At 34.5% G+C, this 26934-nt stretch carries 25 protein-coding genes and 1 pseudogene; 24 read left to right on the top strand and 2 right to left on the bottom strand.

What is annotated here, in order from left to right; all coding sequences use genetic code 11:
- The first annotated feature begins 1 nt into the window (after position 1).
- From CRO45_RS03225 to CRO45_RS03175, 11 genes are all read left to right on the top strand, one after another.
- Complete coding sequence (locus CRO45_RS03225) at positions 2-241, top strand: exodeoxyribonuclease VII small subunit (RefSeq protein WP_097148203.1); 240 nt, start codon at positions 2-4, stop codon at positions 239-241.
- Positions 238-1122 carry a polyprenyl synthetase family protein gene (locus CRO45_RS03220; protein ID WP_097148202.1) on the top strand — a complete coding sequence of 295 codons (885 nt, stop codon included), beginning with the start codon at positions 238-240 and terminating at the stop codon, positions 1120-1122. Before CRO45_RS03225 ends, CRO45_RS03220 begins: the two co-directional genes overlap by 4 nt.
- Before the next feature lie 91 nt (positions 1123-1213).
- Positions 1214-3115, top strand: a complete 1902-nt coding sequence (gene dxs, locus CRO45_RS03215; protein WP_097148201.1) for a 1-deoxy-D-xylulose-5-phosphate synthase — start codon at positions 1214-1216, stop codon at positions 3113-3115.
- Positions 3112-3930, top strand: a complete 819-nt coding sequence (locus CRO45_RS03210; RefSeq protein ID WP_097148200.1) for a TlyA family RNA methyltransferase — start codon at positions 3112-3114, stop codon at positions 3928-3930. Before dxs ends, CRO45_RS03210 begins: the two co-directional genes overlap by 4 nt.
- Positions 3931-4131: 201 nt before the next feature.
- Complete coding sequence (ahrC, locus tag CRO45_RS03205; protein WP_097148199.1) at positions 4132-4581, top strand: transcriptional regulator AhrC/ArgR; 450 nt, start codon at positions 4132-4134, stop codon at positions 4579-4581.
- 22 nt (positions 4582-4603) lie between these two features.
- Positions 4604-6304, top strand: a complete 1701-nt coding sequence (gene recN, locus CRO45_RS03200; protein ID WP_097148198.1) for a DNA repair protein RecN — start codon at positions 4604-4606, stop codon at positions 6302-6304.
- A 207-nt stretch (positions 6305-6511) separates the two neighbouring features.
- Positions 6512-7450, top strand: coding sequence for a SpoIVB peptidase S55 domain-containing protein (locus tag CRO45_RS03195; RefSeq protein WP_097148197.1), 939 nt, complete (start codon positions 6512-6514; stop codon positions 7448-7450).
- Between the two features lie 274 nt (positions 7451-7724).
- Positions 7725-8516, top strand: coding sequence for a sporulation transcription factor Spo0A (gene spo0A / locus CRO45_RS03190; RefSeq protein ID WP_097148196.1), 792 nt, complete (start codon positions 7725-7727; stop codon positions 8514-8516).
- 346 nt (positions 8517-8862) lie between these two features.
- Positions 8863-9120, top strand: a complete 258-nt coding sequence (locus tag CRO45_RS03185; protein ID WP_097148195.1) for a phage holin — start codon at positions 8863-8865, stop codon at positions 9118-9120.
- Positions 9121-9303: 183 nt separating this feature from the next.
- The gene (locus CRO45_RS03180; protein WP_097148194.1) at positions 9304-10875 is read left to right on the top strand and encodes a DUF342 domain-containing protein; all 1572 of its coding nucleotides are present in this window, start codon (positions 9304-9306) and stop codon (positions 10873-10875) included.
- Positions 10868-11608, top strand: coding sequence for a glycerophosphodiester phosphodiesterase (locus tag CRO45_RS03175; RefSeq protein ID WP_097148193.1), 741 nt, complete (start codon positions 10868-10870; stop codon positions 11606-11608). Before CRO45_RS03180 ends, CRO45_RS03175 begins: the two co-directional genes overlap by 8 nt.
- A gap of 23 nt (positions 11609-11631) precedes the next feature.
- Here the strand turns inward: CRO45_RS03175 and CRO45_RS03170 are convergent, their stop codons facing one another.
- Positions 11632-11874: a DUF2627 domain-containing protein gene (locus CRO45_RS03170; RefSeq protein ID WP_097148192.1), complete on the bottom strand. Its 243-nt coding sequence runs from the start codon at positions 11872-11874 to the stop codon at positions 11632-11634.
- A gap of 245 nt (positions 11875-12119) precedes the next feature.
- On the opposite strand from CRO45_RS03170, the gene CRO45_RS03165 reads away from it, so the two are divergent.
- The 11 genes and pseudogenes from CRO45_RS03165 to CRO45_RS03120 all read left to right on the top strand — a co-directional run bounded on the left by CRO45_RS03165 (position 12120) and on the right by CRO45_RS03120 (position 24662).
- The gene (locus CRO45_RS03165) at positions 12120-13214 is read left to right on the top strand and encodes a Glu/Leu/Phe/Val dehydrogenase dimerization domain-containing protein (RefSeq protein ID WP_097148191.1); all 1095 of its coding nucleotides are present in this window, start codon (positions 12120-12122) and stop codon (positions 13212-13214) included.
- 62 nt (positions 13215-13276) lie between these two features.
- Entirely contained in the window at positions 13277-14698 is a 1422-nt protein-coding gene (lpdA, locus tag CRO45_RS03160) for a dihydrolipoyl dehydrogenase (protein ID WP_097148190.1), read from the top strand.
- 94 nt (positions 14699-14792) lie between these two features.
- Positions 14793-15743 (top strand): thiamine pyrophosphate-dependent dehydrogenase E1 component subunit alpha, encoded by a 951-nt coding sequence (locus CRO45_RS03155; protein WP_235864524.1) that lies wholly within the window; start codon positions 14793-14795, stop codon positions 15741-15743.
- Positions 15743-16726 carry an alpha-ketoacid dehydrogenase subunit beta gene (locus CRO45_RS03150; protein ID WP_097148188.1) on the top strand — a complete coding sequence of 328 codons (984 nt, stop codon included), beginning with the start codon at positions 15743-15745 and terminating at the stop codon, positions 16724-16726. The genes CRO45_RS03155 and CRO45_RS03150 overlap by 1 nt, the downstream gene beginning before the upstream one ends.
- Positions 16727-16739: 13 nt before the next feature.
- Positions 16740-17211, top strand: a pseudogene (locus tag CRO45_RS20430) (biotin/lipoyl-containing protein); the annotation flags it as partial.
- Complete coding sequence (locus tag CRO45_RS20425; RefSeq protein ID WP_408057109.1) at positions 17199-18032, top strand: dihydrolipoamide acetyltransferase family protein; 834 nt, start codon at positions 17199-17201, stop codon at positions 18030-18032. The pseudogene CRO45_RS20430 and the gene CRO45_RS20425, both read left to right, overlap by 13 nt.
- Positions 18033-18163: 131 nt before the next feature.
- Positions 18164-19852, top strand: coding sequence for a methylmalonyl-CoA mutase family protein (locus tag CRO45_RS03140; protein ID WP_097148637.1), 1689 nt, complete (start codon positions 18164-18166; stop codon positions 19850-19852).
- Positions 19849-21996 carry a methylmalonyl-CoA mutase gene (gene scpA / locus CRO45_RS03135; RefSeq protein ID WP_097148186.1) on the top strand — a complete coding sequence of 716 codons (2148 nt, stop codon included), beginning with the start codon at positions 19849-19851 and terminating at the stop codon, positions 21994-21996. Before CRO45_RS03140 ends, scpA begins: the two co-directional genes overlap by 4 nt.
- Positions 21996-23075 carry a methylmalonyl Co-A mutase-associated GTPase MeaB gene (gene meaB / locus CRO45_RS03130; RefSeq protein ID WP_097148185.1) on the top strand — a complete coding sequence of 360 codons (1080 nt, stop codon included), beginning with the start codon at positions 21996-21998 and terminating at the stop codon, positions 23073-23075. Before scpA ends, meaB begins: the two co-directional genes overlap by 1 nt.
- Positions 23076-23164: 89 nt before the next feature.
- Positions 23165-23605, top strand: a complete 441-nt coding sequence (locus CRO45_RS03125) for a BrxA/BrxB family bacilliredoxin (protein WP_097148184.1) — start codon at positions 23165-23167, stop codon at positions 23603-23605.
- A 91-nt stretch (positions 23606-23696) separates the two neighbouring features.
- Positions 23697-24662: an aromatic acid exporter family protein gene (locus CRO45_RS03120; protein ID WP_097148183.1), complete on the top strand. Its 966-nt coding sequence runs from the start codon at positions 23697-23699 to the stop codon at positions 24660-24662.
- A gap of 74 nt (positions 24663-24736) precedes the next feature.
- Here CRO45_RS03120 and prli42 read toward each other — a convergent pair whose 3' ends face one another.
- Positions 24737-24832, bottom strand: coding sequence for a stressosome-associated protein Prli42 (prli42, locus tag CRO45_RS19980; RefSeq protein WP_170949394.1), 96 nt, complete (start codon positions 24830-24832; stop codon positions 24737-24739).
- A gap of 115 nt (positions 24833-24947) precedes the next feature.
- Between prli42 and mce the strand changes: the two genes are divergently transcribed.
- Together mce and CRO45_RS03110 are read left to right on the top strand one after the other, a co-directional pair.
- Positions 24948-25358, top strand: coding sequence for a methylmalonyl-CoA epimerase (mce, locus tag CRO45_RS03115; protein ID WP_097148182.1), 411 nt, complete (start codon positions 24948-24950; stop codon positions 25356-25358).
- A gap of 5 nt (positions 25359-25363) precedes the next feature.
- A complete protein-coding gene (locus CRO45_RS03110; protein ID WP_097148636.1) occupies positions 25364-26911 on the top strand; it encodes an acyl-CoA carboxylase subunit beta in 1548 nt (515 codons plus the stop codon).
- Positions 26912-26934: the final 23 nt, after the last annotated feature.

Here is a 26934-nt window from a genome sequence, read left to right as displayed (position 1 = left end):
TATGACGAAACAGCAAACGTTTGCAGAAGCAATGGCAGAATTAGAAGAAATCGTACAAAAATTGGAACAAGGCGAAGTTCCTTTAGAAGAGGCAATTGATTTATATAAAAAAGGTATGGAATTATCCCAATTTTGTCATGTGAAATTACAAAATGCGGAAGAACAGTTAATATCAGTAGTAAATGAAAATGGTGAAAAACAACCATTTGATCAAATAGGTGATAGAGGGCTAACAGAATGACAAATACATTAAATAGATTTATGGAAGAACATCTACTATTAGTTGATGATGAATTATACTCATTAGTTGAAAAGATTGTTGCACCAAAAACGTTAAAAGAATCCATGCTATACTCATTAAAAGCAGGCGGTAAAAGAATAAGACCATTATTTGTCCTTGCGGTTTGTCAGTTGTTTAATTATAAACAAAAAGAAGCTTATACAGTTGCTTCTGCTGTAGAGATGATTCATACTTATTCTTTAATTCATGATGATTTACCAAGTATGGATAATGATGAATTAAGAAGAGGAAAACCTACAAACCATGTTGTTTATGGAGAAGCACTTGCTACATTAGCTGGAGATGCTTTAAATACACTAAGTTTTGGAATTCTAGCAAGGATGGAAAATGTACCTGCTAATATTAAAGTACAACTTATCAATTTATTAAGTATCGCTGCCGGAGCTGAAGGTATGGTAGGTGGACAAGTACTTGATATTGATGGAGAAACACGCTTATTAAACCTTGAGGAACTTGAACAAGTTCATATCAATAAAACTGGCGCATTATTAAGATTTAGTATAGAAGCAGGAGCAGTCTTATCAGAAGCTTCTGAAGAGGAAAGAAGTATTTTAGTTGATTTTGCTCACCATATTGGATTAGCTTTTCAAATTCAAGATGATATTTTAGATATTGAAGGTACATCTGAAGAATTGGGTAAAACTGCTGGAAAAGATGTTGCTAGCAATAAAAGTACATACCCATCTTTATTAACAATAGATGGTGCAAAAAATAAATTAAACGAACACTATGAAGTAGCGATTTCTCTTTTAGAACAATTAAAAGGTGATACTACTGTATTAAAAGAACTTACAGAGTATATTGTGCGTCGTAACAAATAATCGAAATGTATTGCTTTTTCTTAATCTCGAACACTGTTATAATAAGAAAAACAATTTGATGATAAATATTTGATGAAAAGGTGTGTGAGAGATGGATTTAAACAATATTACTAGTCCATCCTTTTTAAAAAAGTTGAATAAAAAAGAATTGGATACTTTAGCAAACGATATCCGATCTTTTCTTATAAATAAATGTTCAATAACTGGTGGGCATATTGGTCCGAATCTTGGTGTAGTAGAACTAACAATTGCATTACACAGAGCGTTTAGCACCCCGAAAGATAAATTTATTTGGGATGTCGGTCACCAATCATACGTTCATAAAATTTTAACTGGACGTGCTAGTCAATTTGACAGTTTACGTCAATATAAAGGGCTAAGTGGCTTTCCAAAAAGAAATGAAAGTGAACATGACGAATGGGAAACTGGACACAGTTCAACTTCTCTTTCCGCTGCTATGGGTATGGCGGTAGCTAGAGATTTAAAAAAGGATGATTCTTATGTTGTGCCGATTATTGGTGATGGTGCTTTAACTGGTGGTATGGCGCTAGAAGCATTAAATCATATCGGTCATGAAAAAACGAGAATGATTGTCATTTTAAATGATAATGAAATGTCAATTGCGCCAAATGTCGGTGCATTACACAATATTTTAGGAAGACTTCGTACGGCTAAGGAATATTCAAAAGCTAAAGAAGAACTAGAATCTTTAATGAAGAAAATTCCTGTACTAGGCGGCAAAATGGCAAGTACTGCCGAGCGAGTGAAAGATAGTTTGAAATATTTAGTTGTTTCTGGTGTCTTTTTTGAGGAAATGGGCTTTAAATATTTAGGACCCATCGATGGGCATGATATTGACTCGCTTGAAAAAACATTAGACTATGCAAAAAAAGCAAAAGGTCCTGTCCTTGTACACGTTATTACGAAAAAAGGAAAAGGATATAAGCCTGCTGAAGAAGATACAATTGGTACTTGGCATGGAACGGGTCCATATAAAATGGAAACTGGGGATTTTGTTAAAAGCAAAACGAAAGGTCCGGGATGGAGTAGTTTAGTTTCAGAGTCTGTACGTAAACTAATGGAAACAGATGAGAGAATTGTTGCTATTACACCAGCGATGCCAGTTGGATCGAAAATGGAAGGGATCCAAAGAGATTTCCCTCATCGATTCTTTGATGTAGGAATTGCTGAACAACATGCGGTTACGATGGCTGCTGGTTTAGCAACACAAGGAATGAAGCCGTATTTAGCTATTTACTCTACATTTTTACAAAGAGCATATGACCAAGTTCTACATGATGTAGCTCGCCAAAATTTAAATGTGTTTATTGGTATCGATCGCGCAGGACTAGTTGGAGCAGATGGAGAAACACATCAAGGTGTCTATGATATTGCATTTTTAAGACATATTCCAAACATTGTTTTAATGATGCCTAAAGATGAAAACGAAGGTCAACATATGGTGAAAACTGCTGTCGAATATAATGATGGACCGATTGCTATGCGTTATCCACGTGGTAATGGATATGGTGTACCGTTAGATGAAGAAATGACGACGATTCCAATTGGTAGCTGGGAAGTATTAAGAGAAGGTCAAAGTGCATCGATATTAACATTTGGCACAACAATACCAATGGTGATGGAAGCAGCAGAGGAATTATCGGAAAAAGGTATTCATGTGCAAGTCGTTAATGCTAGATTTATTAAACCTATGGATGAAGGCATGCTTCATGAAATTATGTCATCAAAAATGCCTATTTTAACAGTAGAAGAAGCTGTCTTACAAGGTGGCTTTGGTAGCGCTGTATTAGAATTTGCGAGTGACAATAATTATTATAATTCAATCGAAAGAATTGGTATTCCAGATCTATTTGTTGAACAAGGTAGCGTTGACTTATTACTTAATGAGATTGATATTACAAAAGAAGAAATTATAAAACGTATTGAAATTTTAGTAAGCACAAATGATCGTTTGGGAACGAAGACAGTATGACGAAACAAATGAAAGAGCGTGTGGACGTTCTTTTAGTTGAACGAGGATTGTGTGAAACACGGGAAAAAGCAAAACGATCTATTATGGCAGGTCTAGTCTATTCTAATGAAACTCGAATAGATAAAGCTGGTGAAAAAATACCCGTAGATGCACCTCTTCAAGTAAAAGGAAACCAATTGAAATATGTAAGTCGTGGAGGCTTAAAGCTAGAAAAAGCCTTAGAAATATTTGATATGTCGGTTGAAGGTAAAATTATGTTAGATATCGGATCTTCAACAGGTGGATTTACAGATTGTGCATTACAAAATGGAGCAAAACACTGTTATGCACTTGATGTAGGCACTAATCAGCTTGCCTGGAAAATACGGTCTGATGAACGTGTAACGGTTATGGAAAAGACTAATTTTAGGTATTCAAAACCTGAAGATTTTACTGAAGGATTACCTAATTTTGCGACAATCGACGTATCTTTTATTTCTCTATCCTTAATATTACCTGTCTTGAAGGCTATATTAATTCCTGGTGGAGATGTTATGGCATTAGTAAAACCACAATTTGAAGCCGGAAAAGAAAATGTAGGCAAAAAAGGAATTGTTAGGGATCCAAAAGTACATCTTGAAGTATTAGAAAATACTGCAAAAATGGCTTCAGAACAAGGTTTTATTTTAAAAAATGCTTCCTTTTCCCCAATTACAGGTGGCGAAGGGAATATTGAGTTTTTATTCCATTTAGTGAATCCAGATGATAATGATCACTTTGAAGCTTTTACAGATTTTAAATCGGTCGTCGAATTAGCACATAATGAACTAAAATGATTAACATATTAAAGTGTTTATGCAACTTTAAATGATTCGGTTACTTTATATTCTTCATTAAAAAGTCCCAAAGTTATGCAACAGCAAACTATTGGGACATTCTTTTTTGTGTGTTAAAAATATTTGTTGCTTTATGTCGCTTGAAAATTTAACACAAAATGTTAGTATAATTATACATATATATTCATAAGAGGTGTGTAAATGAACAAAGGACAACGTCATCTTAGAATTCGCGAAATAATAACAAATGAAAATATTGAAACACAGGACGAAATCGTTGAAAGGTTAAGAGAAGCAGGCTACAACATTACTCAAGCAACAGTTTCAAGAGATATTAAAGAGTTAAGTTTAGTAAAAGTGCCAATGCAAGATGGCCGGTATAAATATAGCTTACCTGCAGATCAAAGATTTAATCCATTGCAGAAATTACAACGCTCACTTGCGGATGCTTTCATAAGTATTGAGGGAGCTTCGCATTTATTAGTATTAAAAGCCTTACCAGGGAATGGAAACGCAATTGCAGTACTCATTGACCAATTAGATTGGAACGAAATATTAGGTACGATTTCTGGTGATGATACAATTCTAATTATTTGCCGAACAGAAGATGATCGAGAAACTATAAAAGCACGTTTATTAGAAATGCTATAAATTCATACTAGAGGTGAAATGTTTGTTAAGAGAGCTAAATATACGTAATTTTGCAATCATTGATGACCTTACCGTAAGCTTCGTAGAAGGTTTAACCGTTTTAACTGGTGAAACAGGAGCTGGAAAATCAATTATTATTGATGCGGTTCATCAATTAGCAGGTGGACGAGCTTCGCATGAATTTGTAAGACATGGGGCTCCGAAAGCTGAGCTTTCTGGCTTATTTCAAATTACAAATAATCATCATGCAATTTATGAAAAATTACAAGAAGTTGGCATAGAAATTGAAGAGGATTCAGTAATCTTACATCGTGAAATCAACGGGAAAGGTAAAAGTGTCTGTCGAATTAATGGAAAACTAGTTCCATTATCTATTTTACGTGAAATTGGTAGTAGATTAGTCGATATTCATGGTCAACATGAAAATCAAGAACTAATGGATGAAAAACAACATATTCATTTGCTTGATTACTTTGCATCCCAAGAAATCTCTTCAATTAAAGAAAAATATGTAGAAGCATTTCAAACCTATCGAGATTTGAATCGAGAAATAACTCAATTGAGTAATGATGAAAAACGCTCAATCCAAAAAATCGATTTATATCAATTTCAAATCAAGGAAATTGAAGATGCTAAATTACAACTTGATGAAGAAGATCAATTATTAGAAGAACGTAGTCGTCTTATCAACTTCAATAAAATATTTGAACGTGCAAGTATTGCTTATGAAGCAATTTCTGGAGATATGAATGGATTAGATCTAATTGGGAAGTCAATGGGTGCCCTTGATGATATCGTTGACCTTGATATTCAGTTTAAGGAAGTTCAGGAAATAGTAGCTTCATCATTTTATTCTCTACAAGATGCGTCATACCAAATTAAAAATATTCTAGACGACCTTGAATTTAATCCTGAAAGATTAAATGAGGTAGAACATCGACTTACACAATACCAAACATTGAAGCGAAAATATGGTTCAACAGTTGAAGAAATTTTAATTTACCTTGAAAAAATAAAAGATGAGTTAGACCAGTTATTAAATCGTGATGAAACATTACGCCATAAAGAGCAGAGACTACTTGAACTTGAACAAAGTCTTGAAATTTACGCTGAGGATTTGTCAAAAATTAGAAGAGAATGCGCTGAAAAATTAAGTAACGCAATAATGGACCAACTTCGTGACTTACATATGGAAAAAGCAAAATTCATTGTTAATTTTGATTCATTAAACCATTTTGATATTAATGGTAAAGATGAAATAACATTTTACATTTCGACAAATGTTGGGGAACCACCAAAGTCATTACCTAAGATTGCATCTGGTGGAGAGTTGTCACGAATTATGTTAGCGCTTAAAACCATTTTCTCTTCAAATGAAGGAGTTACTTCTATTATATTTGATGAAGTCGATACTGGCGTAAGTGGACGAGTTGCACAAGCAATTGCAGAAAAGATATCTGCAATTTCACATCATTCGCAAGTACTTTGTATCACACATTTACCACAAGTGGCTGCTATGGCTGACCAACATTATTTAATTCGTAAAAATGTAGAGGACAATCGAACATTTACGACTGTTTCTAACATAAATATTGAACAACGTGCTGAAGAAATTAGTCGTATGATGAGTGGTGCTGAAATTACTGATTTAACATTACAACATGCAAAAGAATTGTTAAATTTAGCGGAAGATCGAAAAAAAGAAACAAAAGTGAAAATATAAATCCGAAAAATTGTCGACAATATAATTATGTATATGTCGGCAATTTTTTATTTACAGAAAAAGAACAACTAAGTCAAATTGTCAAAAGAAATGACGTTTAGCTAAGTTTTCTAATATTTTTTTCGTATTTCACGACAAATATTTACCTCTCATTAATGAATGGTTTCTGACACATAGTAATGTTACAAACTTTAGAGGAGGTGGACTATGAGACATTTGCGTATACTGTTTACAATAACTTTACTCATCACTTTGTTCTTTACTCAAACGGTATTAGCGGAAGCGAAAAAGCTAATTCCGATGGGTGAATCTATTGGAATACAGTTACAATTACCATTTGTCTATGTTGCTCATGACGTATTATTACCGAATGGGGAATGGCTCAAAAAGGGTGACTTTATAACAGAATTAAATGGACGTGAAGTAAATTCTGTTAGATCACTTAAGGAAGAGTTAGACGAGAGTAACTTAACTATTTCGGTTCAAAAAAAGGATGAAAAACGACAAGTATCCTTAACAAAAGAAGAAGCAAGCAATATTTTACCTTTTTTAAAAGATGAAACAGATGGTATCGGAACCTTAACATACATTGATCCTGATTCTAAACAATACGGTGCACTAGGTCACCAAATTATTGATGGAGTCCTTAATGCACCGCCTAAATTTATTGAAGGATCTATTTTTTTAGCATCAATCGAGCAAATCAAAAAGAGTAGTCCAGGTCATCCAGGATATAAAATTTCTGTTATTGAAAATAATAACATTCGTTTAGGAAATATTAAGTCAAATGATATATACGGTATATTTGGTCAGTGGGAGACCAATAATCAAAGTTTACGACAACCTATAGAAATTATGCACGAGAAGGATATTAAATTAGGAAAAGCAGAACTTTACACTGCTATTGAAGGTTCAACTGTTGAGAAATTTGAAATTGAAATAATTAAGACAGAAGATAGTTTTTTACAATTTATTGTTACAGATAAGAAATTATTAGATAAAACAGGTGGCATTTTACAAGGCATGAGTGGAAGTCCTATAATTCAGAATGGTAAATTTGTAGGTGCTGTAACCCATATGTTTGTCGAACAACCACAAAAAGGGGCAGCAATATCAGTTGTTGAAATGCTAAAGAAAAAGCCATGATGAGTAAAAAAGACTGCACATTAGTTGATGTGTAGTCTTTTTTTTATATTAATGATAATTATACGATAAATTGAAATGGTTGATTTGTGTTTTATTGTTTTAGTCCCGATTAATTTGTCGATGAGTAATGAATTTGTACGACTTGTATATCATTTTCTATTTTTGGAAGGGTATTCTAGGGCAAATGTCGAAATTAAAATCGTCAAGTAAAAAACTGTGACTTCTTAAATAAAGGGGAACTATTAAGTAGAATTAAACACTAGGGGGAATTATTTTGGCGAAAGTAAGAGTTGCGATTGCTGACGATAACAGAGATTTAGTAAGAACATTGGAACAGTTTTTTGAGAATCATCCCGAAATTGAAATTGTTGCAACGGCACCAAATGGAAAATTATGTTTAAAAATGTTAGAAGATTTTCAACCAGAAGTTCTACTTTTAGATATTATCATGCCACATTTAGATGGACTAGCTGTATTAGAAGCAATGTACGGTGATAATCGTTTTACTAATACACAAGTTATAATGTTAACGGCATTTGGACAAGAAGATGTGATGAAACAAGCTGTAACTTACGGTGCATCTTACTTCATGTTAAAACCATTTGAATTTGACCAACTGGTACAAAAAATATTACATTGTGCTGGTCAAAAAACAGAGACAGTAAAACGTCAAAGCATTTTACAACCTGAAACGACAGGTAAAGTAAATCAACGTCAACTAGATACGACAATTACTTCAATTATTAAAGAAATTGGGGTTCCAGCTCACATTAAAGGGTATTCTTACTTAAGAGAAGCAATTCAAATGGTCTATTATGATATTGAGTTACTTGGTTCTGTTACTAAAATCTTATATCCGGAAATCGCTAAAAAATTTGGTACGACACCATCACGTGTAGAACGTGCAATTCGTCATGCCATTGAAGTAGCATGGAATCGCGGTAATTATGAGTCCATTTCACAAATGTTTGGTTACACAGTTCACCATTTAAAATCAAAGCCAACAAATTCAGAATTCATCGCCATGATTGCGGACAAAATTCGTATTGAATTAGTTGCATCATAAATAATATATATAGAGGGTAAATAATTTATAATATTTACCCTTTATTTACTTTTTAAGCAATTTGGTTACTTTGGTATAACTTACTTGTTGATAATATAATGTTTTCAATATAAAATTATTTTACAAAACAATTTTTGTTTTGCTTTGCCATTAAGAACCCCGGGTCGCTAATTCCTGGGGTTTTTTATTTTTATTTTAACACTCAAATAGTATTCTCCTATGAATACTATTTGAGTGTTTTTTTATAGGCATATGTAGTTTCAGTTATTAATTTAAAAAATACAATAGAAGTAAAATAATGGTTTTATTTTCATTGGTCTCTTATTTAAAGGAGGTGATAGACATAATGGGGATTAACTGGAAAGTTCGATTTAAACATAGATCATTTTGGATTTCACTTATTGCGTTAATTTCAATTTTTCTAAATCAAGTCGCTTCAATTTTTAATATAGATGTTACTTTGTTCAATGCCCAATTTACTGAATTAGCTGAAACGATATTAATGATCTTAGTATTTTTAGGAGTTATCGTCGATCCAACTACGCATGGTATAAAGGATAGTGATCAGGCATTGACCTATACCACTCCAAAGAAAAAGGGATAATGTAACTCATTAATAGCAGAAATCATTCCAATAAAAATATACCTTTTTAATATAATTTACCCCATTCTGATTTCAAAAACATCAACAAGTGGGGTTTTTCTGTTGTTGACAATAAAAAATCTAAACAATCTTAAAAATGTTGTATATACTATTAATTAATAATATTTTTGGAGGTAGTTAGCATTGAAAATTTTTGAAAATGAATATTTCAAAATTCTAGAGGAAAACGGAAAGTTATTCATTCAAACTAATAAAGTTGGATTTCCACTCAAAAATTTTCAAGAAATTATTAACATACATCCTCGTATAAAACTAACTAATTTTGCTTTATTAAAGAATGTATTATCAACAGTAACCACACAACCTATTGAAGTTGGTAAATATCTTCCTCTAATAGAAATTGAAATTGCAAATAATAAGATGTCAGCATCTATATACATAAATGAAACTAAACAATCCATTAATACAAAAAAAGACGAAATTTTAAATGAAATACACTCTCAAATAAGAGAAAAAGGGATAGTACATGGATTGCTGCCTATTGATTTTAGCAAAATTGAAACCAGTAAAGCATTTCTAATAGCAAAAGGAACTGATCCAATCAAGGGTAACGATGCAAAAGTTACTTATATTGAAATACCGGAAAGAAAACCTGTTATACGAGAAGATGGACGAGCGGATTATTTTGAGATGAATTTTATATTTGAAATTAAAGAAGGCGATCTGTTGGGAGAGAAAATTGCAGCAGAGCCCGGTATACCTGGTAAGAATATTTATGGGGAGGATATACCAGCCCCACCAGGTAATGATATACCATTTAAATATGATCGTAAAACTGCAAAAGAGGTTCAGGAAGATGGCAAAATCATACTTCGTGCAACAAGTAACGGGGTTTTTGAGCAAAGCCAAGGGTTAGTATCAGTTAGTCGTCACCTACCTATCGATGGTGATGTTGGTTATGATACTGGAAACATACAATTCGATGGATCTATTTCCATACGTGGAACAGTTCAAAACGGCTTCAGTGTTTTAGCCACAGGCGATATTGCAATTGAAGATATAGAGGGTGTAAATGGAGCAAAATTAATTCATTCGACAAATGGTGATATTTTTATACGAGGAGGCATTTTTGGGCTTGGAAAAACAATTGTAGAAGCAGGAAAAAATATTTTCGTAAAACATGTAAACGAAGCGAATTTAATTGCGGGAAATGAAATTGTGATTGGTTCCTACGCTCTTGGCTCAAATATAACTGGAAATAAAATTATTGTCGATGAAAGAAAAGGAAAAATAATAGGTGGAAAAGCAGTAGCTAAGGACACAATTATAACAGCCATTTCAGGGAATAAAATGGAACGTAGAACGGAATTAATTATTGAAAGTATTACTAGGCAGGAACAGTTAGACTTAATGCAAGAAAAAGCCCAAATTTTAAAAGCATTACATGAGGAAATTATTCAAATTACTTCACAATTAAATAATACACAGCAATATACTGAAAAAATGAATGAAAAGCAGTTAAGTGCATTTCATCAATTAAAACAATTAGTGGAAGATAAAAAAATAGAAGCTGAAAAAATCGATGTCAAAATCAAAGAAATGATGAGTCAATTTAGGAAAACAACAAAAGAAGAAGTTGTAGTACGAAAAGAAGCATATCCTGGCACGTTCATACAAATTGGTCGAAAATCATGCCTACTTACAAAAGGAACGAATGGTACATTTCGAATTGAGAATGGAGAGTTAAATGTATAAGAATAATATTCTCATTTATGCACATAGAGGTGCTTCAGGTTACGAAATAGAAAACACTATGTCAGCTTTTGATAAGGCAATGAAATTAGGGGCAAATGGCATTGAGATTGATCTTCAACTAACGAGGGACAATGTACTTGTAGTTTTTCACGATCTAAATTTGTCCAGACTAGCTGGGTTAAATAAACTTATTTCAGATTGTACATTCGATGAGCTATCAAAAGTGAAAATTGGAAAACGATTTATTAGAAAGTTTACTAATCATCATATTCCGAGTTTTAACAATGTCGTCGTTTGGGCAAATGAACATCAAATACCACTTAACGTCGAATTGAAAGAATCTGTATTAACAAATACAGACATTTTGATTGATGAATTACAAAGACTAAGTTTACCTAAAGGAAGTCATTTTTCATCTTTCCATGAAGATTTAATGAGGATTGTAAAAATGCAAAGACCAGATATTGAAACGGCGTTTATTGTAACAAAAAAATTTAATTGGGAACAGTTGAAAACCATGTCCTATATAGATACAATCCATGCTCACAAAAGATTTTACAAACCGAGTTATTTAAATTATGTCAAGGAAGCTAATAAGAAGATGCGGTTTTATTCAATTATCGGAAGTGAAACATTTTTAGTTAATCCTGACCCATCCGTCATCGGATGGATTACAGACTATCCAGATAGAGTGTTAAAAATTCAAAAAGAAAAAAGAGACTCAAAAAAGTAATGTTGACTTTTTGAGTCTCTTTATTATTTTGATTGCTTTTCAAATTTAGGGGCAACCCGACCATTTTTTCGATCTCGATTTAGTAAATATCCCGCAAAGAAACCTAGACCAATTACTAAAAAAACGATACCAATTATAAATTGTAACCATAACCATGGAAATGGTGAGATTAACTTGCCATATAAAGTATCACGTAAAAATTTAATACCGGCTCCAGCCATGAGTGCAGGTATTAATAACACGATAAACGCTGCCATTCGAGCCATATAAAGTCCTCCTTACAACTATCTTCATTTTACAATGGAGAAAATGATTGTCAAGGAACGACATTTGTCTTTCTAGGGAATTCATACTATTGAACGAAAATTATTATTTGGAAATTAATATCTTGATTCATAATTGATTTAAAAGTATTGTAGAAATAAGGGTATTTTACCGAGAATTATTTTGAATATTATAGAGAAAAATGCTTTTTTAAAAGAAAGCGCTTTCGCAAGGGGAGGATTTAATAATGGAAATTTTCAAGTATATGGAAAAGTACGATTATGAGCAATTGGTATTTTGTCAAGATCGAACATCAGGTCTAAAAGCAATCATCGCTATACATGATACTACATTAGGGCCTGCACTAGGCGGGGTTCGCATGTGGCCATATGAAACTGAAGATCAAGCAGTGGAAGATGCATTGCGTTTAGCTCGTGGGATGACCTACAAAAATGCCGCAGCTGGTTTAAATCTTGGTGGAGGAAAAACGGTTATTATTGGTGATCCTTCGAAAGACAAAAATGAAGAAATGTTTAGAGCTTTAGGTCGTTTTATACAAGGTTTAAATGGACGTTACATTACTGCAGAGGATGTTGGTACTACAGAATCTGATATGGACTTAATACATGAAGAAACGAATTATGTAACTGGCATTTCACCAACGTTTGGCTCGTCTGGAAATCCGTCACCTGTAACTGCTTATGGTGTTTATATAGGAATGAAAGCATCTGTTAAAGAAGCATTTGGATCTGATTCGTTAAAAGGAATTAAAGTTGCTGTACAAGGTTTAGGAAATGTAGCATACTCATTATGCGAATATCTAAACCAAGAAGGTGCAGAATTAATCGTCACTGATATAAATAAAAAGGCTGTTGAACGTGTTGTAAAAGATTTTGGAGCGAAAGCAGTCCAACCAAATGATATTTACACACAAGAAGTTGAAGTATTTTCCCCATGTGCTTTAGGGGCAATTATTAATGATGAAACAATTCCACAACTAAAAGCTAAGGTGATTGCAGGTTCCGCAAATAATCAGTTAAAGGAATCTAGACATGGAAATGTACTTCACGAAATGGGAATTATTTATGCACCAGATTATGTTATCAATGCTGGTGGAGTAATTAATGTCGCTGATGAATTATATGGTTATAACCGTGAACGTGCAATGAAACGTGTAGAAACGATTTATGATAGTCTTTCGAAAATTTACGCTATTTCAAAGGAACAAAATATTCCAACTTATTTAGCAGCAAACAAATTAGCGGAAGACCGAATTGCTCGTATAGCAAAATCACGTAAGCAATTTTTACCTAGTGAAAAAAATATACTGAACGGTAGATAGTCGAAATATGAGAATGGAAGCCGAGGTGCCTTCATTCTCAAATTTTTCAAGGGGGATTCTTTATGTCTCGTGAATATGATTTAGTCATTCTTGGTGGTGGAACAGGTGGCTATGTAGCTGCGATAAGAGCAAGCCAGCTTGGTTTGTCCACTGCTATTGTTGAGAAAGAAAAACTTGGAGGTACTTGCTTGCATAAGGGATGTATTCCAAGTAAAGCATTACTCCGAAGCGCGGAAGTATACCAGCAATCAAAAAATGCAAGTGATTTTGGAATCGAAGTAGCTGCAGTTCGAGTGAATTTTAATGCAGTGCAAAAAAGAAAAAATAATATTGTCGAGCAACTCCATAACGGAGTGAAAGGCCTTATAAAAAAAGGGAAAATTGATGTCTATTATGGAACGGGAAGAATTCTAGGGCCTTCTATTTTTTCACCTATGGCAGGAACTATTTCTGTTGAAAAAGAAGGCGAAGAAAATGAAATGCTCATTCCAAAAAATATTATAATAGCAACTGGTTCTACCCCGAGAAATCTCGAAGGACTAATACCAGATGGTAAAAAGGTATTAAACTCAGATCACGCACTGGAAATGTCGGAACTTCCAAAGTCTATGCTCATTATTGGTGGAGGAGTAATTGGTATAGAATGGGCTTCTATGCTTACAGATTTTGGCGTGAAAGTAACGATTATTGAGACTAGTAAACAAATACTGCCTTCTGAAGATAGTGATATCGCAAATGAAATGGCGAAAATGCTAAAAAAACGTGGAATTGAAATCTATACAAATGCATTCCTTCAAACAGATAAACTTAATCTTTCAGATAAGAATATAAAAGCTACTATTTTAATTGATGATGAAGAAAAACGAATTGAAGCAGAAAAAATGTTAGTATCCGTAGGTCGAAAAGGGAATATTTCTGATATTGGTCTGGATAATACTGAAATAGAGTTAGAATCTAGCTTTATTAAAGTAAATGAAGCGTACCAAACGAAAGAAAAACATATTTATGCAATAGGTGACTGTATTGGTGGATTACAATTGGCACATGTTGCTTCACATGAAGGAATCGCTGCTGTAGAACATATAGTAAATGGAACTATTAAAAATATTCGCTATGAAAATATTGCAAGATGTATTTATTCAAACCCAGAAGCAGCGAGTATTGGTATAACTGAAGAAAAAGCAAAAAATCTAGGGATGAACATCAAAGTAGGAAGATTTCCATTTAAAGCGATTGGTAAAGCTTTAGTTTATGGAGATATGGAAGGGTTCGTAAAAATAATTGCCGATCAAGATACGAATGATTTACTAGGAGTTCATATGATTGGTCCACATGTAACGGATTTAATTTCCGAAGCATCTTTAGCAATGTTATTAGATGCAACACCATGGGAAATAGGTGAAACTATACATCCGCATCCTACATTAAGTGAAGTGATTGGGGAAGCAGCTTTAAGTGTTGATGGAAGGGCAATCCATTACTAAACATGGTTAATTTAATAGAAAGGGGATGATTTGTTTGACTAATGGGAATTTACATCATAAAAAGTTAGGGTTAACAGACGAAGATGTATTAAATATGTATGAAACTATGCTAATGGCAAGAAGAATTGATGAGCGTATGTGGCTATTAAATCGTGCAGGTAAAATAGCCTTTGTTATCTCTTGTCAGGGTCAAGAAGCTGCGCAAGTAGGTGCCGCTTACGCGTTGGATAAAACAAAAGATTATATTGCCCCGTATTATCGTGATATGGGAGTTGTATTACATTTTGGTATGACAGCAAAAGATTTAATGCTATCTGCCTTTGCAAAAGCAGAAGACCCAAACTCAGGTGGTCGTCAGATGCCTGGTCACTTTGGACAGAAGAAAAATCGAATATTAACTGGATCATCTCCGGTTGCAACACAGATACCACATGCGGTAGGTGTAGCTCTAGTAGCTAAAATGCAAAACAAAGACTATGTATCTTTCGTTACATTAGGTGAAGGTTCCACTAACCAGGGGGATTTTCATGAAGGGCTTAATTTTGCAGGTGTTCATAAATTACCTGTTATTACGATGGTTGAAAATAATAAGTATGCCATTAGTGTTCCAATTGAAAAACAATTAGGTAATGAAAAAGTATCTGATCGAGCAATTGGCTATGGTATGCCTGGTGTTACTGTTGATGGAATGAACCCCTTAGCGGTTTATCAAGCAGTAAAAGAAGCTGCTGATCGGGCGAGAGCTGGAGAAGGTCCAACTCTTATAGAAGCGATTACTTATCGACTGACAGCCCACTCATCAGATGATGATGACAGACAATATCGTTCAGCCGATGATATTGCTCAGGGTAGAGCAAATGATCCTATAAATCGTTTTGAAAATTACTTGAAAGATACTGGAGTTGCATCTGACGATTTGTTGAATGAAATGAATGTACGAGTCATGAATGTTGTCAATGAAGCAACAGATTATGCAGAAGAAGCTCCTTACTCTCCACCTGAACATGCGCTTAAACATGTCTATGCGGAAGGGGCTGGTGAATAATGGCTGTACTGTCTTTTATAGAAGCTATTAATTTAGCAATGAAAGAAGAAATGGAACGAGACGAAAGTGTTTTTATTTTAGGTGAAGATGTAGGGCTAAAAGGTGGAGTGTTTAAAGCAACTCAAGGACTTTATAACCAATTTGGTGAATATCGAGTTCTAGACACACCGTTAGCTGAAAGTGCAATCGCAGGAGTTGCGATTGGTGCTGCAATGGTAGGAATGAGGCCGATTGCAGAAATGCAATTTGCAGACTTTATCATGCCTGCTGTTAACCAAATAGTTTCAGAAGCTGCAAAAATTAGATATCGATCTAATAATGATTGGAACTGTCCACTAGTTATACGTGCTCCATTTGGTGGTGGAGTACATGGGGCATTATATCATTCTCAATCAGTGGAAGCACTATTTGCAGGTACACCAGGATTAAAAATTGTTATTCCTTCTACTCCTTATGAAGCAAAAGGATTGCTAAAAGCAGCAATCCGCGATGAGGACCCAGTATTATTCTTCGAACATAAGCGTGCCTACCGTTTAATTAAAGGTGAAGTACCAACTGATGATTATGTATTGCCTATTGGGAAAGCTGATGTAAAACGTGAAGGTGATGATATTACAGTCATTACTTACGGTTTAGCTGTCCATTTTGCATTGCAAGCTGCAGAAAGACTCGCTGCTGATGGAATAGAAGCTCACATTCTTGATTTAAGAACGGTTTATCCACTGGATAAAGAGGCAATCGTTGAAGCAGCAAGTAAAACAGGTAAAGTTCTATTAGTTACGGAGGATAACAAAGAAGGCAGTATTATGAGTGAAGTATCTGCCATCATTGCAGAGGAATGTTTATTTGAACTTGATGCGCCAATTAAACGTTTAGCTGGACCAGATGTTCCTGCAATGCCTTATTCACCAACTATGGAAAAATTCTTTATGATAAATCCTGAAAAAATTGAGCAGGCAATGCGTGAATTAGCTGCTTTTTAATGGAGGTGTAGTGATGCCAATTGAAAATATATTAATGCCCCAGTTAGGTGAAAGTGTAACAGAAGGTACCATTGAAAAATGGTTAGTAAAACCGGGTGATGTTGTTAACAAATACGATCCCCTTGCTGAAGTAGTAACAGATAAGGTAAACGCAGAAATTCCTTCATCCTTTTCTGGTGTTGTACATGAACTAATTGCAAAAGAAGGCGAAACTTTAGCTGTAGGTACTGTTGTGTGTACATTACAGGTAGGAGATAGTTCGGGACAGAAGTCTAAAACAACAGTTGAAATTGTTAAACCGGAAACAACTGAAATTCAAAAATCAGCTCCAGAGAATAAGAACGTGTCCAATAAAAAAGCAAGATATTCTCCAGCGGTTTTGAAAATTGCACAGGAACATAATATTAACCTCGATTTAGTGAATGGCTCTGGGTTAGATGGAAGAATTACGCGTAAGGATTTATTAAAATTAATTGAATCAGGTGGAGTCGATCAACTAGTTTCAAATGATTCAAATAATACATCAACTTCAGAAACATCAATTTCTGTTTCTCAAGTAGAGCCTGTCAAACAAAAAACTGAACCTGTTCAAGTAACAGCACATGGTGATATAGAAATTCCAGTAACATCAATTCGAAGAGCTATAGCTAATAACATGGTGCGTAGTAAAACGGAGATTCCCCATGCTTGGATGATGATGGAAGTCGATGTTACTAACTTAGTTAATTATCGTGAAAGTATCAAAACTGAGTTTAAGGAAAAAGAAGGGTTTAATTTAACATATTTTGCATTCTTCATTAAGGCCGTTGCTATTGCTTTGAAAGAATACCCAATCATGAACTCAGTATGGGCCGGGGATAAAATTATTCAGAAAAAAGCAATTAATGTATCTATTGCAGTTGCAACAGAAGACTCTCTTTTTGTGCCGGTTATAAAGAACGCAGATGACAAGTCTATTAAAGGAATTGCAAAGGAAATTAATGAATTATCCAAAATTGTTAGAGCAGGTAAGTTACGTTCAGAACATATCGAAGGTGGAACATTTACGGTAAATAATACAGGTTCCTTCGGTTCTGTACAATCTATGGGAATTATTAATTATCCACAAGCTGCAATTTTACAAGTTGAATCGATTGTGAAAAAACCAGTCATTTTGAATGGTGGAATGTTTGCTGCTAGAGATATGGTAAATTTATGTTTATCTATTGATCATCGAGTACTAGATGGTTTAGTAGCTGGAAGATTTTTAAATCGAGTTAAATCAATTCTAGAAAGTACGGATGCTAGTAATATGTCTATATATTAAAAATATTGTAGTGGAAGCCATTAATTATAGGCTTCCATTATTTTTTTATACTTTAATGGAAAGTCTTTCTATTGTAAAATATTATTAAGACATCATAAAGGGGGCAGCTATTTAGCGAAAGTATGTCAAAAATGAAAGATATCCAATTTGAATCTGTTAGTTATGAACAATGGAAAGAACAAGCAATAAATGCACTGAAGGGTAAACCATTTGAATCTCTTTTCACTAAAACAACAGAAGGAGTTACGCTTCAACCTTTATACACACAAGAAACATTAATAGACAAGCTAGGGGAACATTTAGAAAAACAAATCACGACTGTTCGAAAGGTAAAAGCATCAGAGGGTTTCTCTTGTGCTCAACAAATTTTCGGAAATACTGAAGAAGAATTTTTTGCTAATTTAACAGATAGCTTAGAGCGAGGGAATTCTGTATTAACAATCGATAGTCGTTTTTCTTTTAAATGGTCTGAAAATTCATTAAATAGACTTGCTGATATCATTTCAAACAATGAATTTAAACTTATTGTTCAAGATTCATCTGATAATCTGTTAAGATTATTTGATAGAATTGAAGAAAAAAAACGTGAATATGTAAAAGGATATATCATTTCAGAAGAACCAATCAATCTAAATAGTTATCCAAATGTGCGCACTTTTTGTGCGAATACTATTCCATTTCACTATGAAGGTGCAAATGCAGTTCAAGAGTTAGCGTTAACTTTAGCAATTGCACGCAAATATATTGGTGAAAATAATTTTGAGTCGTTCGCTAACAAATTTTTTGTTAACTTTGCAATTGATACACAATTTTTCTCAGAAATAGCGAAGTTACGAGCTATTAAAGTTTTGTGGAAGGCATTTTCATCTGCATATGGAATTTCTGAAACAATTCCATTACCGATTGTTGTGGAAACATCATTAAGAAGTTACTCGAACTTGGATCTTTATGTAAATTTACTGCGTGGAGGAAACGAAGCATTTTCAGCACTCATAGGTGGTGCTGATTTAATTACTGTCCATCCTCACGATGTACTAACTAATCCAACAGATCAATCTATCCGAATTGCCCGAAATGTCGTTCTAGTATTGAAAGAAGAGTCTCTTGTTCAAAACGTAATCGATCCATCGGGTGGTTCGTATTTCATCGAAACTTTAACGGCAGAATATGTTGAAAAGGCTTGGGAGCTATTTTTAGAAATAGAAGAAGATGGCGGAATTGATTCATTTATTCAAAATGGAAAACTTGCTAAATATTTAGAAGAAGTGAATACAATTAGACAGAATGCTTTAGCAACTAGAAAACAATCGCTAATAGGAACAAATATTTATGCTAATCCAGTGGATGAGCTATCAAATGATACAAACCCCCTATTTGAGAAGGTAAAACGTTTTGCAATACCATTTGAGGAATTACGGGCAACTTACCAGTCAATTCAACCAAAAGTGGCTATTTTAACATATGGCGAACTTAAAAATTTTAAAGCTCGTGCAGACTTTGTTTCAGGATTGTTATCAACTGCAGGGATAATTAGTGAGCAATCAGGTGAATTAAAATCGATAGAAGCTGCTAAAGAATGGCTAACTAATAGTAAATATGATTATGTTGTTATTGCAACAACAGATGAAGATACAAAAGCGATTGTACCAGAACTATTAGCTAATAAGCCACAAAAGTTATTACTTGATGTAGCTGGGCGCTTTAAAGATGAAGAAGAAAAATGGTTAGCAAATGGGTTAAACGGTTTTATTTATGCTGGTCAAAACATTATTGAAAAACTGAATTCAGTAGCTCTTAGTTTGAGGGGGGTACAAGCATGAGTGCAAATTTCAAGGCAGTAAATATTGAGCAAGTTTTAATTGATGAAAATTTAACATCTTCAAACTCATTTTTAACGAATGAAGGTATTGAAGTAAAAGATCTTTATGTAAAAGAAGATGTTCAAGACGCAAAACATTTAAACGATAGTGCTGGTATTGCTCCAAATACGCGGGGTCCATATCCAACGATGTATGTAGCACGCCCTTGGACTGTTCGTCAATATGCAGGGTTTTCTACTGCAGAAGAATCGAATGCATTTTACCGTCGGAATTTAGCAATGGGGCAAAAAGGGTTGTCAGTTGCCTTTGACTTAGCGACTCACCGCGGCTATGATTCTGATCACCCTCGCGTAAAAGGAGATGTAGGTAAAGCAGGGGTTGCCATTGATTCAATTGAAGATATGAAAATATTGTTCGATGGAATCCCACTCGATCAAATGTCAGTATCAATGACGATGAACGGTGCTGTATTACCAATTATGGCATTCTATATTGTAGCTGCTGAAGAGCAAGGTGTAACACCAGAAAAACTTGCAGGTACAATTCAAAATGACATTTTAAAAGAATATATGGTAAGGAACACATATATTTATCCACCGGCTATGTCAATGAAAATCATTGCAGATATATTTGAATTTACAAGTAAATTTATGCCTAAATTCAATTCCATTTCGATTTCTGGCTATCATATTCAAGAAGCAGGAGCGACAGCGGATATTGAATTAGCATATACACTTGCAGACGGATTAGAGTATGTTCGTACTGGTCTTAAAGCAGGAATCGATATTGATTCATTCGCACCTAGGTTATCATTCTTCTGGGGTATTGGAATGAATTACTACATGGAAGTTGCAAAGATGCGTGCAGCACGAAGAATTTGGGCTCAAATGATGAGTACATTTAATCCGAAAAATCCAAAATCACTTGCATTACGTACACACTCACAAACTTCTGGTTGGTCTTTGACAGAACAAGATCCGTTTAATAATGTTACGCGTACGCTTATCGAAGCTAATGCGGCTAGCATGGGGCACACTCAATCACTTCATACAAATGCATTAGATGAAGCGATTGCATTACCTACAGATTTCTCTGCTCGTATTGCTCGTAACACACAATTGTTCCTACAAGAAGAAACAGGAATGACGAAAGTGATTGATCCCTGGGGTGGGTCATATTACGTAGAAAAATTAACAGAAGAACTGACTGAAAAAGCATGGGATTTAATTGATGAAATTGAAGAATTAGGTGGCATGGCAAAAGCCATTGAAACAGGACTTCCAAAAATGAAAGTAGAGGAAGCTGCTGCAAAACGTCAGGCAAAGATCGATTCGAAAACAGAAACAATTATCGGGGTGAATAAATACCGCCTTGATGTAGAAGAACCTATTGATATTCTTAATATCGATAATACAATTGTAAGACAAAAACAAATTGAAAGACTTGAAAAAATGAAAGCTGAGAGAAATGAAGAAGAAGTACAAAAGCATTTAGCCCGTTTAACACGTGCTGCTGAAACTGGTGAAGAGAATTTGCTTGCAGTGGCAGTGGATGCTGCAAGAGCTCGCGCATCCTTAGGAGAAATTTCAGATGCTATTGAAAAAGTTTCTGGCCGACATAAAGCAATCATTCGTTCAATTTCAGGAATTTACTCATCTAACTTCTCTGACGAGGAATTAATTGCAGAAGTAAAACAAATGACAAATGAATTTTTAGAAAATGAAGGAAGACGTCCACGTATTTTAGTTGCAAAAATGGGTCAAGATGGGCATGACCGCGGTGCAAAAGTTGTAGCAACTGGTTATGCAGATTTAGGATTTGATGTTGATATCTCACCATTGTTCATGACTCCAGAAGAAGCTGCAATTATGGCTGTAGAAAATGATGTTCATTGTGTAGGAGTATCTTCTTTAGCTGCAGGACATAAAACATTAGTACCTGAATTAATAGAAGAACTGAAAAAATTAGGACGTGAAGACATTATTGTCATTGTAGGGGGAGTCATCCCAGCACAAGATTATGAATTCCTTTATGAAGCTGGTGCTGTAGCAATTTTTGGACCAGGTAGCGTAATTCCAATTTCTGCGATGAAAATTATTGAAGAAATTTATAAACGTTTAGGCTACGAGGAAGTGTCTGAATAATGAAAGAGCAAAAGGGGACTGAAGAGAGTGCACTTTTTGTCATGGATGGTGTAAAGGGTGGACATGATGGATTATCTAAAATTTCGCCTAAAAAGTTTCGAAAGAAGAAAGACGATAAGTTCGATCTTCAAAAGTTGGCGGCTGACATTCGCTCTGGTAATCGAATCGCTTTGTCTCGAGCGATTACACTAGTTGAAAGTTCAAATAGTGAGCATAAGGAGCAGGCACAAAAACTATTACAAGAGTTGTTACCCTATACAGGAAATAGTATACGAATCGGTATAACTGGTGTTCCTGGCGCAGGGAAAAGTACTTTTATCGAAAGTTTTGGCACGATGCTATGTGACAAGGGAAAAAAAGTGGCAGTTCTTGCAATAGATCCTAGTTCAACACTTTCTGGTGGAAGTATTTTAGGCGATAAAACGCGAATGGAAAAGTTAAGTCGTACCTCAAATGCTTTTGTTAGACCATCTCCGAGTGCCGGAACGCTAGGTGGAGTCCATAAAAAAACACGAGAAACTATGTTACTGTGTGAAGCAGCTGGTTTTGACGTTATCTTAATTGAAACAGTCGGTGTTGGTCAAAGTGAAACTTATGTTAGAGGAATGGTTGATTTTTTCCTACTACTTGTACTTACTGGCGCTGGAGACGAGTTACAAGGAATGAAAAAAGGAATAATGGAATTAGCTGATGGCATCATTGTTCATAAAAGCGATGGTGATAATGTGAATCGTGCAAGAAAAACTGTACGAGAATATAAACAAATTCTTCATTTTTTACAACCGGCTACACCTGGTTGGATGAGTACATCACTTGCTGTTTCATCTATAGCTAAAACAGGGCTGAAAGAAACATGGGAAATGATATGCAAATTTGAGGAAACTGTAAAATCATCATCATTTTGGGATTTGCGAAGATCTCAGCAAACGAAAGATTGGTTCCATAATATGATTACAGATCATTTAATAGAAAGTTTTTATAACAATAAGGACAATAAAAATTTAATAAATGATTTGGAAAAATCAATTTTACATGGTGATATCACAGTAACGCAAGGTGTGAAAAGATTATTTGAGTAGATGAACAAATTCCTATACTATAATAAGTCTTTTATACTTAATATAGTTTATAAATGTGTTAAAATATGAACGTAAAAGGAGTGGAAATTATGAATATGGATTACGATTTATTTATGCAAGAAATTACTAGAACAGCACGTTCTGAAATGGAAGCAGCTGGCTACGAACAGTTACGTACACCTGAGGAAGTAGAATCAGCATTTGCTCGTACAGGTACTACATTAGTTATGGTTAACTCTGTCTGTGGTTGCGCTGGAGGTATTGCACGTCCTGCAGCAACAAATGCTATACACTACGACAAAAGACCAGATCACCTAGTAACAGTATTTGCTGGACAAGACAAAGAAGCGACAGCAGCTGCTCGATACATGTTTGGTGAAGACCATCTTCCATCATCACCATCATTTGTCTTATTAAGAGATGGGAAAGTTGTGGCTGAAATTGGTCGACATGAAATTGAAGGTCACGATCCAATGTCAGTTATAACAAACTTACAAGCTAACTTCGAAGAACATTGTGAAGAAGTTTAATAACTAAAAATATGTCCTTAAGTGAGCTCACTTAAGGACATTTCTTCTTTAAGAGTTCATTTATTTTGATTGTAGATAGGGGGCAATCCGTATAAAACCATTTCGAATCGGCTACCGGACGGTTAAAACTGCAATAGGTGCTGCATTATCAATAGCAATAGCACAATCTCTCGGTTTGCAGTTTTTCACCTCTGCAGCAATACTTACGATTCTCTGTATACAAACTACGAAAAAGAAATCATTACATGCTGTCTATACACGGTTTGTCGCAAGTTTACTAGGAATGCTCTATTCATTTATTGCGTTTGAAACATTTGGATACAATCCGTATGTTCTTGTAATAATGATTTTACTATTTATTCCTTCTATTGTATCGATCGGTGTTACTGCTGGATTTATTTCAAGTGCGGTTATTATGATGCATATATATTCCGAAGCAAATTTTACATTATCCTTATTTTATAATGAATTAGGATTAATGACAGTCGGTTTTGGTGTTGCTCTATTAGTGAACTTATATATGGGAGATATTCAAAAGCGATTAGACAAATATCGAATAGAGATAGAGGAATTATACAAAACTATTTTTTCTGAAATTTATAAATATTTAGAAGTCGGAGACACAGATTGGGATGGCCGAGAGTTAATTGAAGCTGAAAAGCTTTTAAATAAGGCAAAATCTCTTGCCTATATAGACGTTGAGAATCACTTAACACGTAGAGAAAATGAATACTACCTTTACTTTGATATGAGGGAAAGACAGCTTGAAATTATCGAAAGGGTATTACCAAAAATTACAACACTACCTGTAATAGTACAACAGGCACAATTAGTTGCTTCTTTTATGAAAGAATTAAGCGAAAATGTCCATTCAGGTAATACTGCACGTACTTTTAGAGATAAGCTAGATATAGTGAAAAAAGAATTCGCAGAGTTACCATTGCCTGAAACACATGAAAAATTTCTCGCAATGGCATCCTTGTATCAATTTATTGAGGAAATGGATGAATATTTGGAAATAAAGCAAACCTTTAAGGGGTTAAAAGGTAAGAAGTGAATGAGTTAAATGTAGATTAGGATCCAACGAATAGGGTGCATTCAAAATGTTTATTAAGAGGCACCCTGCTCTCTTTAATTAAACATAGCTAGTCCAAATGCAAATGTTGAAATAATCATAATAGCTATCATAATATAAACTACTGTTTTTTGAATCTTTTTATTACTCATATAAATAATCGCTCCTTTTTGTTCTATTAGTAGTTTATCAAATATGAAAAAATTCTCAAGTACGTAGCGCGAATCTTTTAAATTATGTAAAATAGGGGATAAGGGGAGTGTTTATATGGAAAAAATCGATCACATTGGAATTGCAGTAACTAATCTAGAAGAAAAAATTACATATTATACTGAAATACTAGGTTTAAAACTTTTAAGAGTCGAAGAAGTACCATCACAAAATGTGCGAGTAGCCTTTATTGACGCAGGGAATGTTCATATTGAACTATTAGAGCCATTAAGTGATGAGGGAGCTATTTATAATCATATTCAAAAACGTGGAGAAGGTATTCAACACGTTGCCTTTAAGGTTAATGACATATATCAAAAAATGTCAGAATTGCGTGAAAAGGGAGTTCGTATACTTTCGGAAGAACCTGTTCCAGGAGCTGGTGGTTCAAAAGCGGCATTTTTACATCCAAAAGATTCTTTTGGTGTTTTATATGAATTATATGAAAAAACAGACAAAGGGGAATAATGGCTATGGATATGTATGATAAAATTAATGAATTATATGATAAGAAACGTGAAATCGAACTTGGCGGTGGAGATAAAAGAATTGAAAAGCAACACGAAAAAGGAAAGTTAACTGCTAGAGAACGAATTGACTTATTACTTGATGAAGGAACATTTGTTGAGGTTAATCCATTTATTACACATAGAACAAGTGATTTTGGAATGGACAAGCAAAAAGGACCTGGTGATGGTGTTGTAACAGGATTTGGAAAAATTAATGGACGTAACGTTTACTTATTTGCTCAAGATTTCACTGTTTTTGGTGGTGCCCTTGGTGAAATGCATGCGAAGAAAATTGCAGCAGTTATGGATTTAGCGGCTAAAAACGGTACACCATTTATCGGTATTAACGATTCAGGTGGAGCTCGTATTCAAGAAGGGGTACTGTCATTAGATGGTTATGGTCATATTTTCTATCGAAATTCAATCTACTCTGGTGTAATCCCTCAAATTTCTGTCATTATGGGACCATCAGCTGGTGGAGCAGTTTACTCACCTGCAATAACTGACTTCATTCTAATGGTTGATAAAACATCACAAATGTTTATTACAGGACCAAAAGTTATTGAAACAGTGACGGGTGAGAAAATTTCATCTGAGGATTTAGGTGGGTCAAAAGTTCATAATACGATTAGTGGTAATGCACATTTCCGAGCGCCTAACGAAGAAGAATCTATTAAACAGATTCAAAGATTACTAAGTTATTTACCACAAAACAATAAGGAAAAGGCTCCTAAATTACCACGTCCAGAAGGTGACGACTATCGTCCAGATATTATTGATTATGTACCAATTGAACCGACTAAACCATATGATGTTCGTAAAGTAGTTGAACAAGTAGTAGATGAAGGATCATTTATGGAAGTCCATTCAGAATTTGCTAAAAATATCGTTGTAGGTTTTGCTAGAATTGCTGGGGAATCTGTTGGATTAGTATGTAATCAACCAAAAGCTTTAGCAGGTGGATTAGATATCGATTCTTCCGATAAAGCGGCTCGTTTTATCAGAACTTGTGATGCATTTAACATTCCAATTATTACATTTGAGGATGTATCTGGGTTCTTCCCAGGGGTAAAACAAGAACATGGTGGTATTATTCGTCATGGCGCAAAAATCTTATATGCATATTCGGAAGCAACTGTTCCAAAAATTACAGTTATTTTACGTAAAGCATATGGTGGAGCGTATGTTGCATTAAACTCAAAATCCATTGGCGCCGATTTAGTATTCGCTTGGCCAAATGCTGAAATTGCTGTTATGGGTGCAGCTGGCGCGGCTAATATTATTTTTGCCAATGAAATTGCAAATTCTCCAGACCCAGAAGCGACGCGCGCTGCAAAAATTGAAGAATATAAGAAAAAGTTCGCAAATCCTTATGTAGCAGCTTCACGAGGGATGGTTGATGATGTAATTGATCCACGTGATACACGAATTAAGCTAGTACAAGCATTAGATATGTTGTCTAATAAAGAGGAAACAAGACCTGCTAAAAAGCATGGTAATATTCCACTGTAAAAAAATGATAATGAAAAAACCAA

It is taken from the genome of Ureibacillus acetophenoni, from assembly GCF_900220965.1.
GTDB lineage: Bacteria > Bacillota > Bacilli > Bacillales_A > Planococcaceae > Ureibacillus > Ureibacillus acetophenoni.
The sequence above is the reverse complement of the archived record's forward strand: the minus strand, read 5'-3'. Positions and strand labels throughout refer to the sequence as shown.

What these genes read in the sequence shown, in the direction of transcription:
- CRO45_RS03225 (WP_097148203.1), top strand. Translation starts at nt 2, where the DNA reads ATGACGAAACAGCAAACGTTTGCAGAAGCAATGGCAGAATTAGAAGAA.
- CRO45_RS03220 (WP_097148202.1), top strand. Translation starts at nt 238, where the DNA reads ATGACAAATACATTAAATAGATTTATGGAAGAACATCTACTATTAGTT.
- dxs (WP_097148201.1), top strand. Translation starts at nt 1,214, where the DNA reads ATGGATTTAAACAATATTACTAGTCCATCCTTTTTAAAAAAGTTGAAT.
- CRO45_RS03210 (WP_097148200.1), top strand. Translation starts at nt 3,112, where the DNA reads ATGACGAAACAAATGAAAGAGCGTGTGGACGTTCTTTTAGTTGAACGA.
- ahrC (WP_097148199.1), top strand. Translation starts at nt 4,132, where the DNA reads ATGAACAAAGGACAACGTCATCTTAGAATTCGCGAAATAATAACAAAT.
- CRO45_RS03195 (WP_097148197.1), top strand. Translation starts at nt 6,512, where the DNA reads ATGAGACATTTGCGTATACTGTTTACAATAACTTTACTCATCACTTTG.
- CRO45_RS03185 (WP_097148195.1), top strand. Translation starts at nt 8,863, where the DNA reads ATGGGGATTAACTGGAAAGTTCGATTTAAACATAGATCATTTTGGATT.
- CRO45_RS03175 (WP_097148193.1), top strand. Translation starts at nt 10,868, where the DNA reads ATGTATAAGAATAATATTCTCATTTATGCACATAGAGGTGCTTCAGGT.
- CRO45_RS03170 (WP_097148192.1), bottom strand. Translation starts at nt 11,874, where the DNA reads ATGGCTCGAATGGCAGCGTTTATCGTGTTATTAATACCTGCACTCATG.
- CRO45_RS03165 (WP_097148191.1), top strand. Translation starts at nt 12,120, where the DNA reads ATGGAAATTTTCAAGTATATGGAAAAGTACGATTATGAGCAATTGGTA.
- lpdA (WP_097148190.1), top strand. Translation starts at nt 13,277, where the DNA reads ATGTCTCGTGAATATGATTTAGTCATTCTTGGTGGTGGAACAGGTGGC.
- CRO45_RS03155 (WP_235864524.1), top strand. Translation starts at nt 14,793, where the DNA reads ATGTATGAAACTATGCTAATGGCAAGAAGAATTGATGAGCGTATGTGG.
- CRO45_RS03150 (WP_097148188.1), top strand. Translation starts at nt 15,743, where the DNA reads ATGGCTGTACTGTCTTTTATAGAAGCTATTAATTTAGCAATGAAAGAA.
- CRO45_RS03140 (WP_097148637.1), top strand. Translation starts at nt 18,164, where the DNA reads ATGAAAGATATCCAATTTGAATCTGTTAGTTATGAACAATGGAAAGAA.
- scpA (WP_097148186.1), top strand. Translation starts at nt 19,849, where the DNA reads ATGAGTGCAAATTTCAAGGCAGTAAATATTGAGCAAGTTTTAATTGAT.
- meaB (WP_097148185.1), top strand. Translation starts at nt 21,996, where the DNA reads ATGAAAGAGCAAAAGGGGACTGAAGAGAGTGCACTTTTTGTCATGGAT.
- CRO45_RS03125 (WP_097148184.1), top strand. Translation starts at nt 23,165, where the DNA reads ATGAATATGGATTACGATTTATTTATGCAAGAAATTACTAGAACAGCA.
- prli42 (WP_170949394.1), bottom strand. Translation starts at nt 24,832, where the DNA reads ATGAGTAATAAAAAGATTCAAAAAACAGTAGTTTATATTATGATAGCT.
- mce (WP_097148182.1), top strand. Translation starts at nt 24,948, where the DNA reads ATGGAAAAAATCGATCACATTGGAATTGCAGTAACTAATCTAGAAGAA.
- CRO45_RS03110 (WP_097148636.1), top strand. Translation starts at nt 25,364, where the DNA reads ATGGATATGTATGATAAAATTAATGAATTATATGATAAGAAACGTGAA.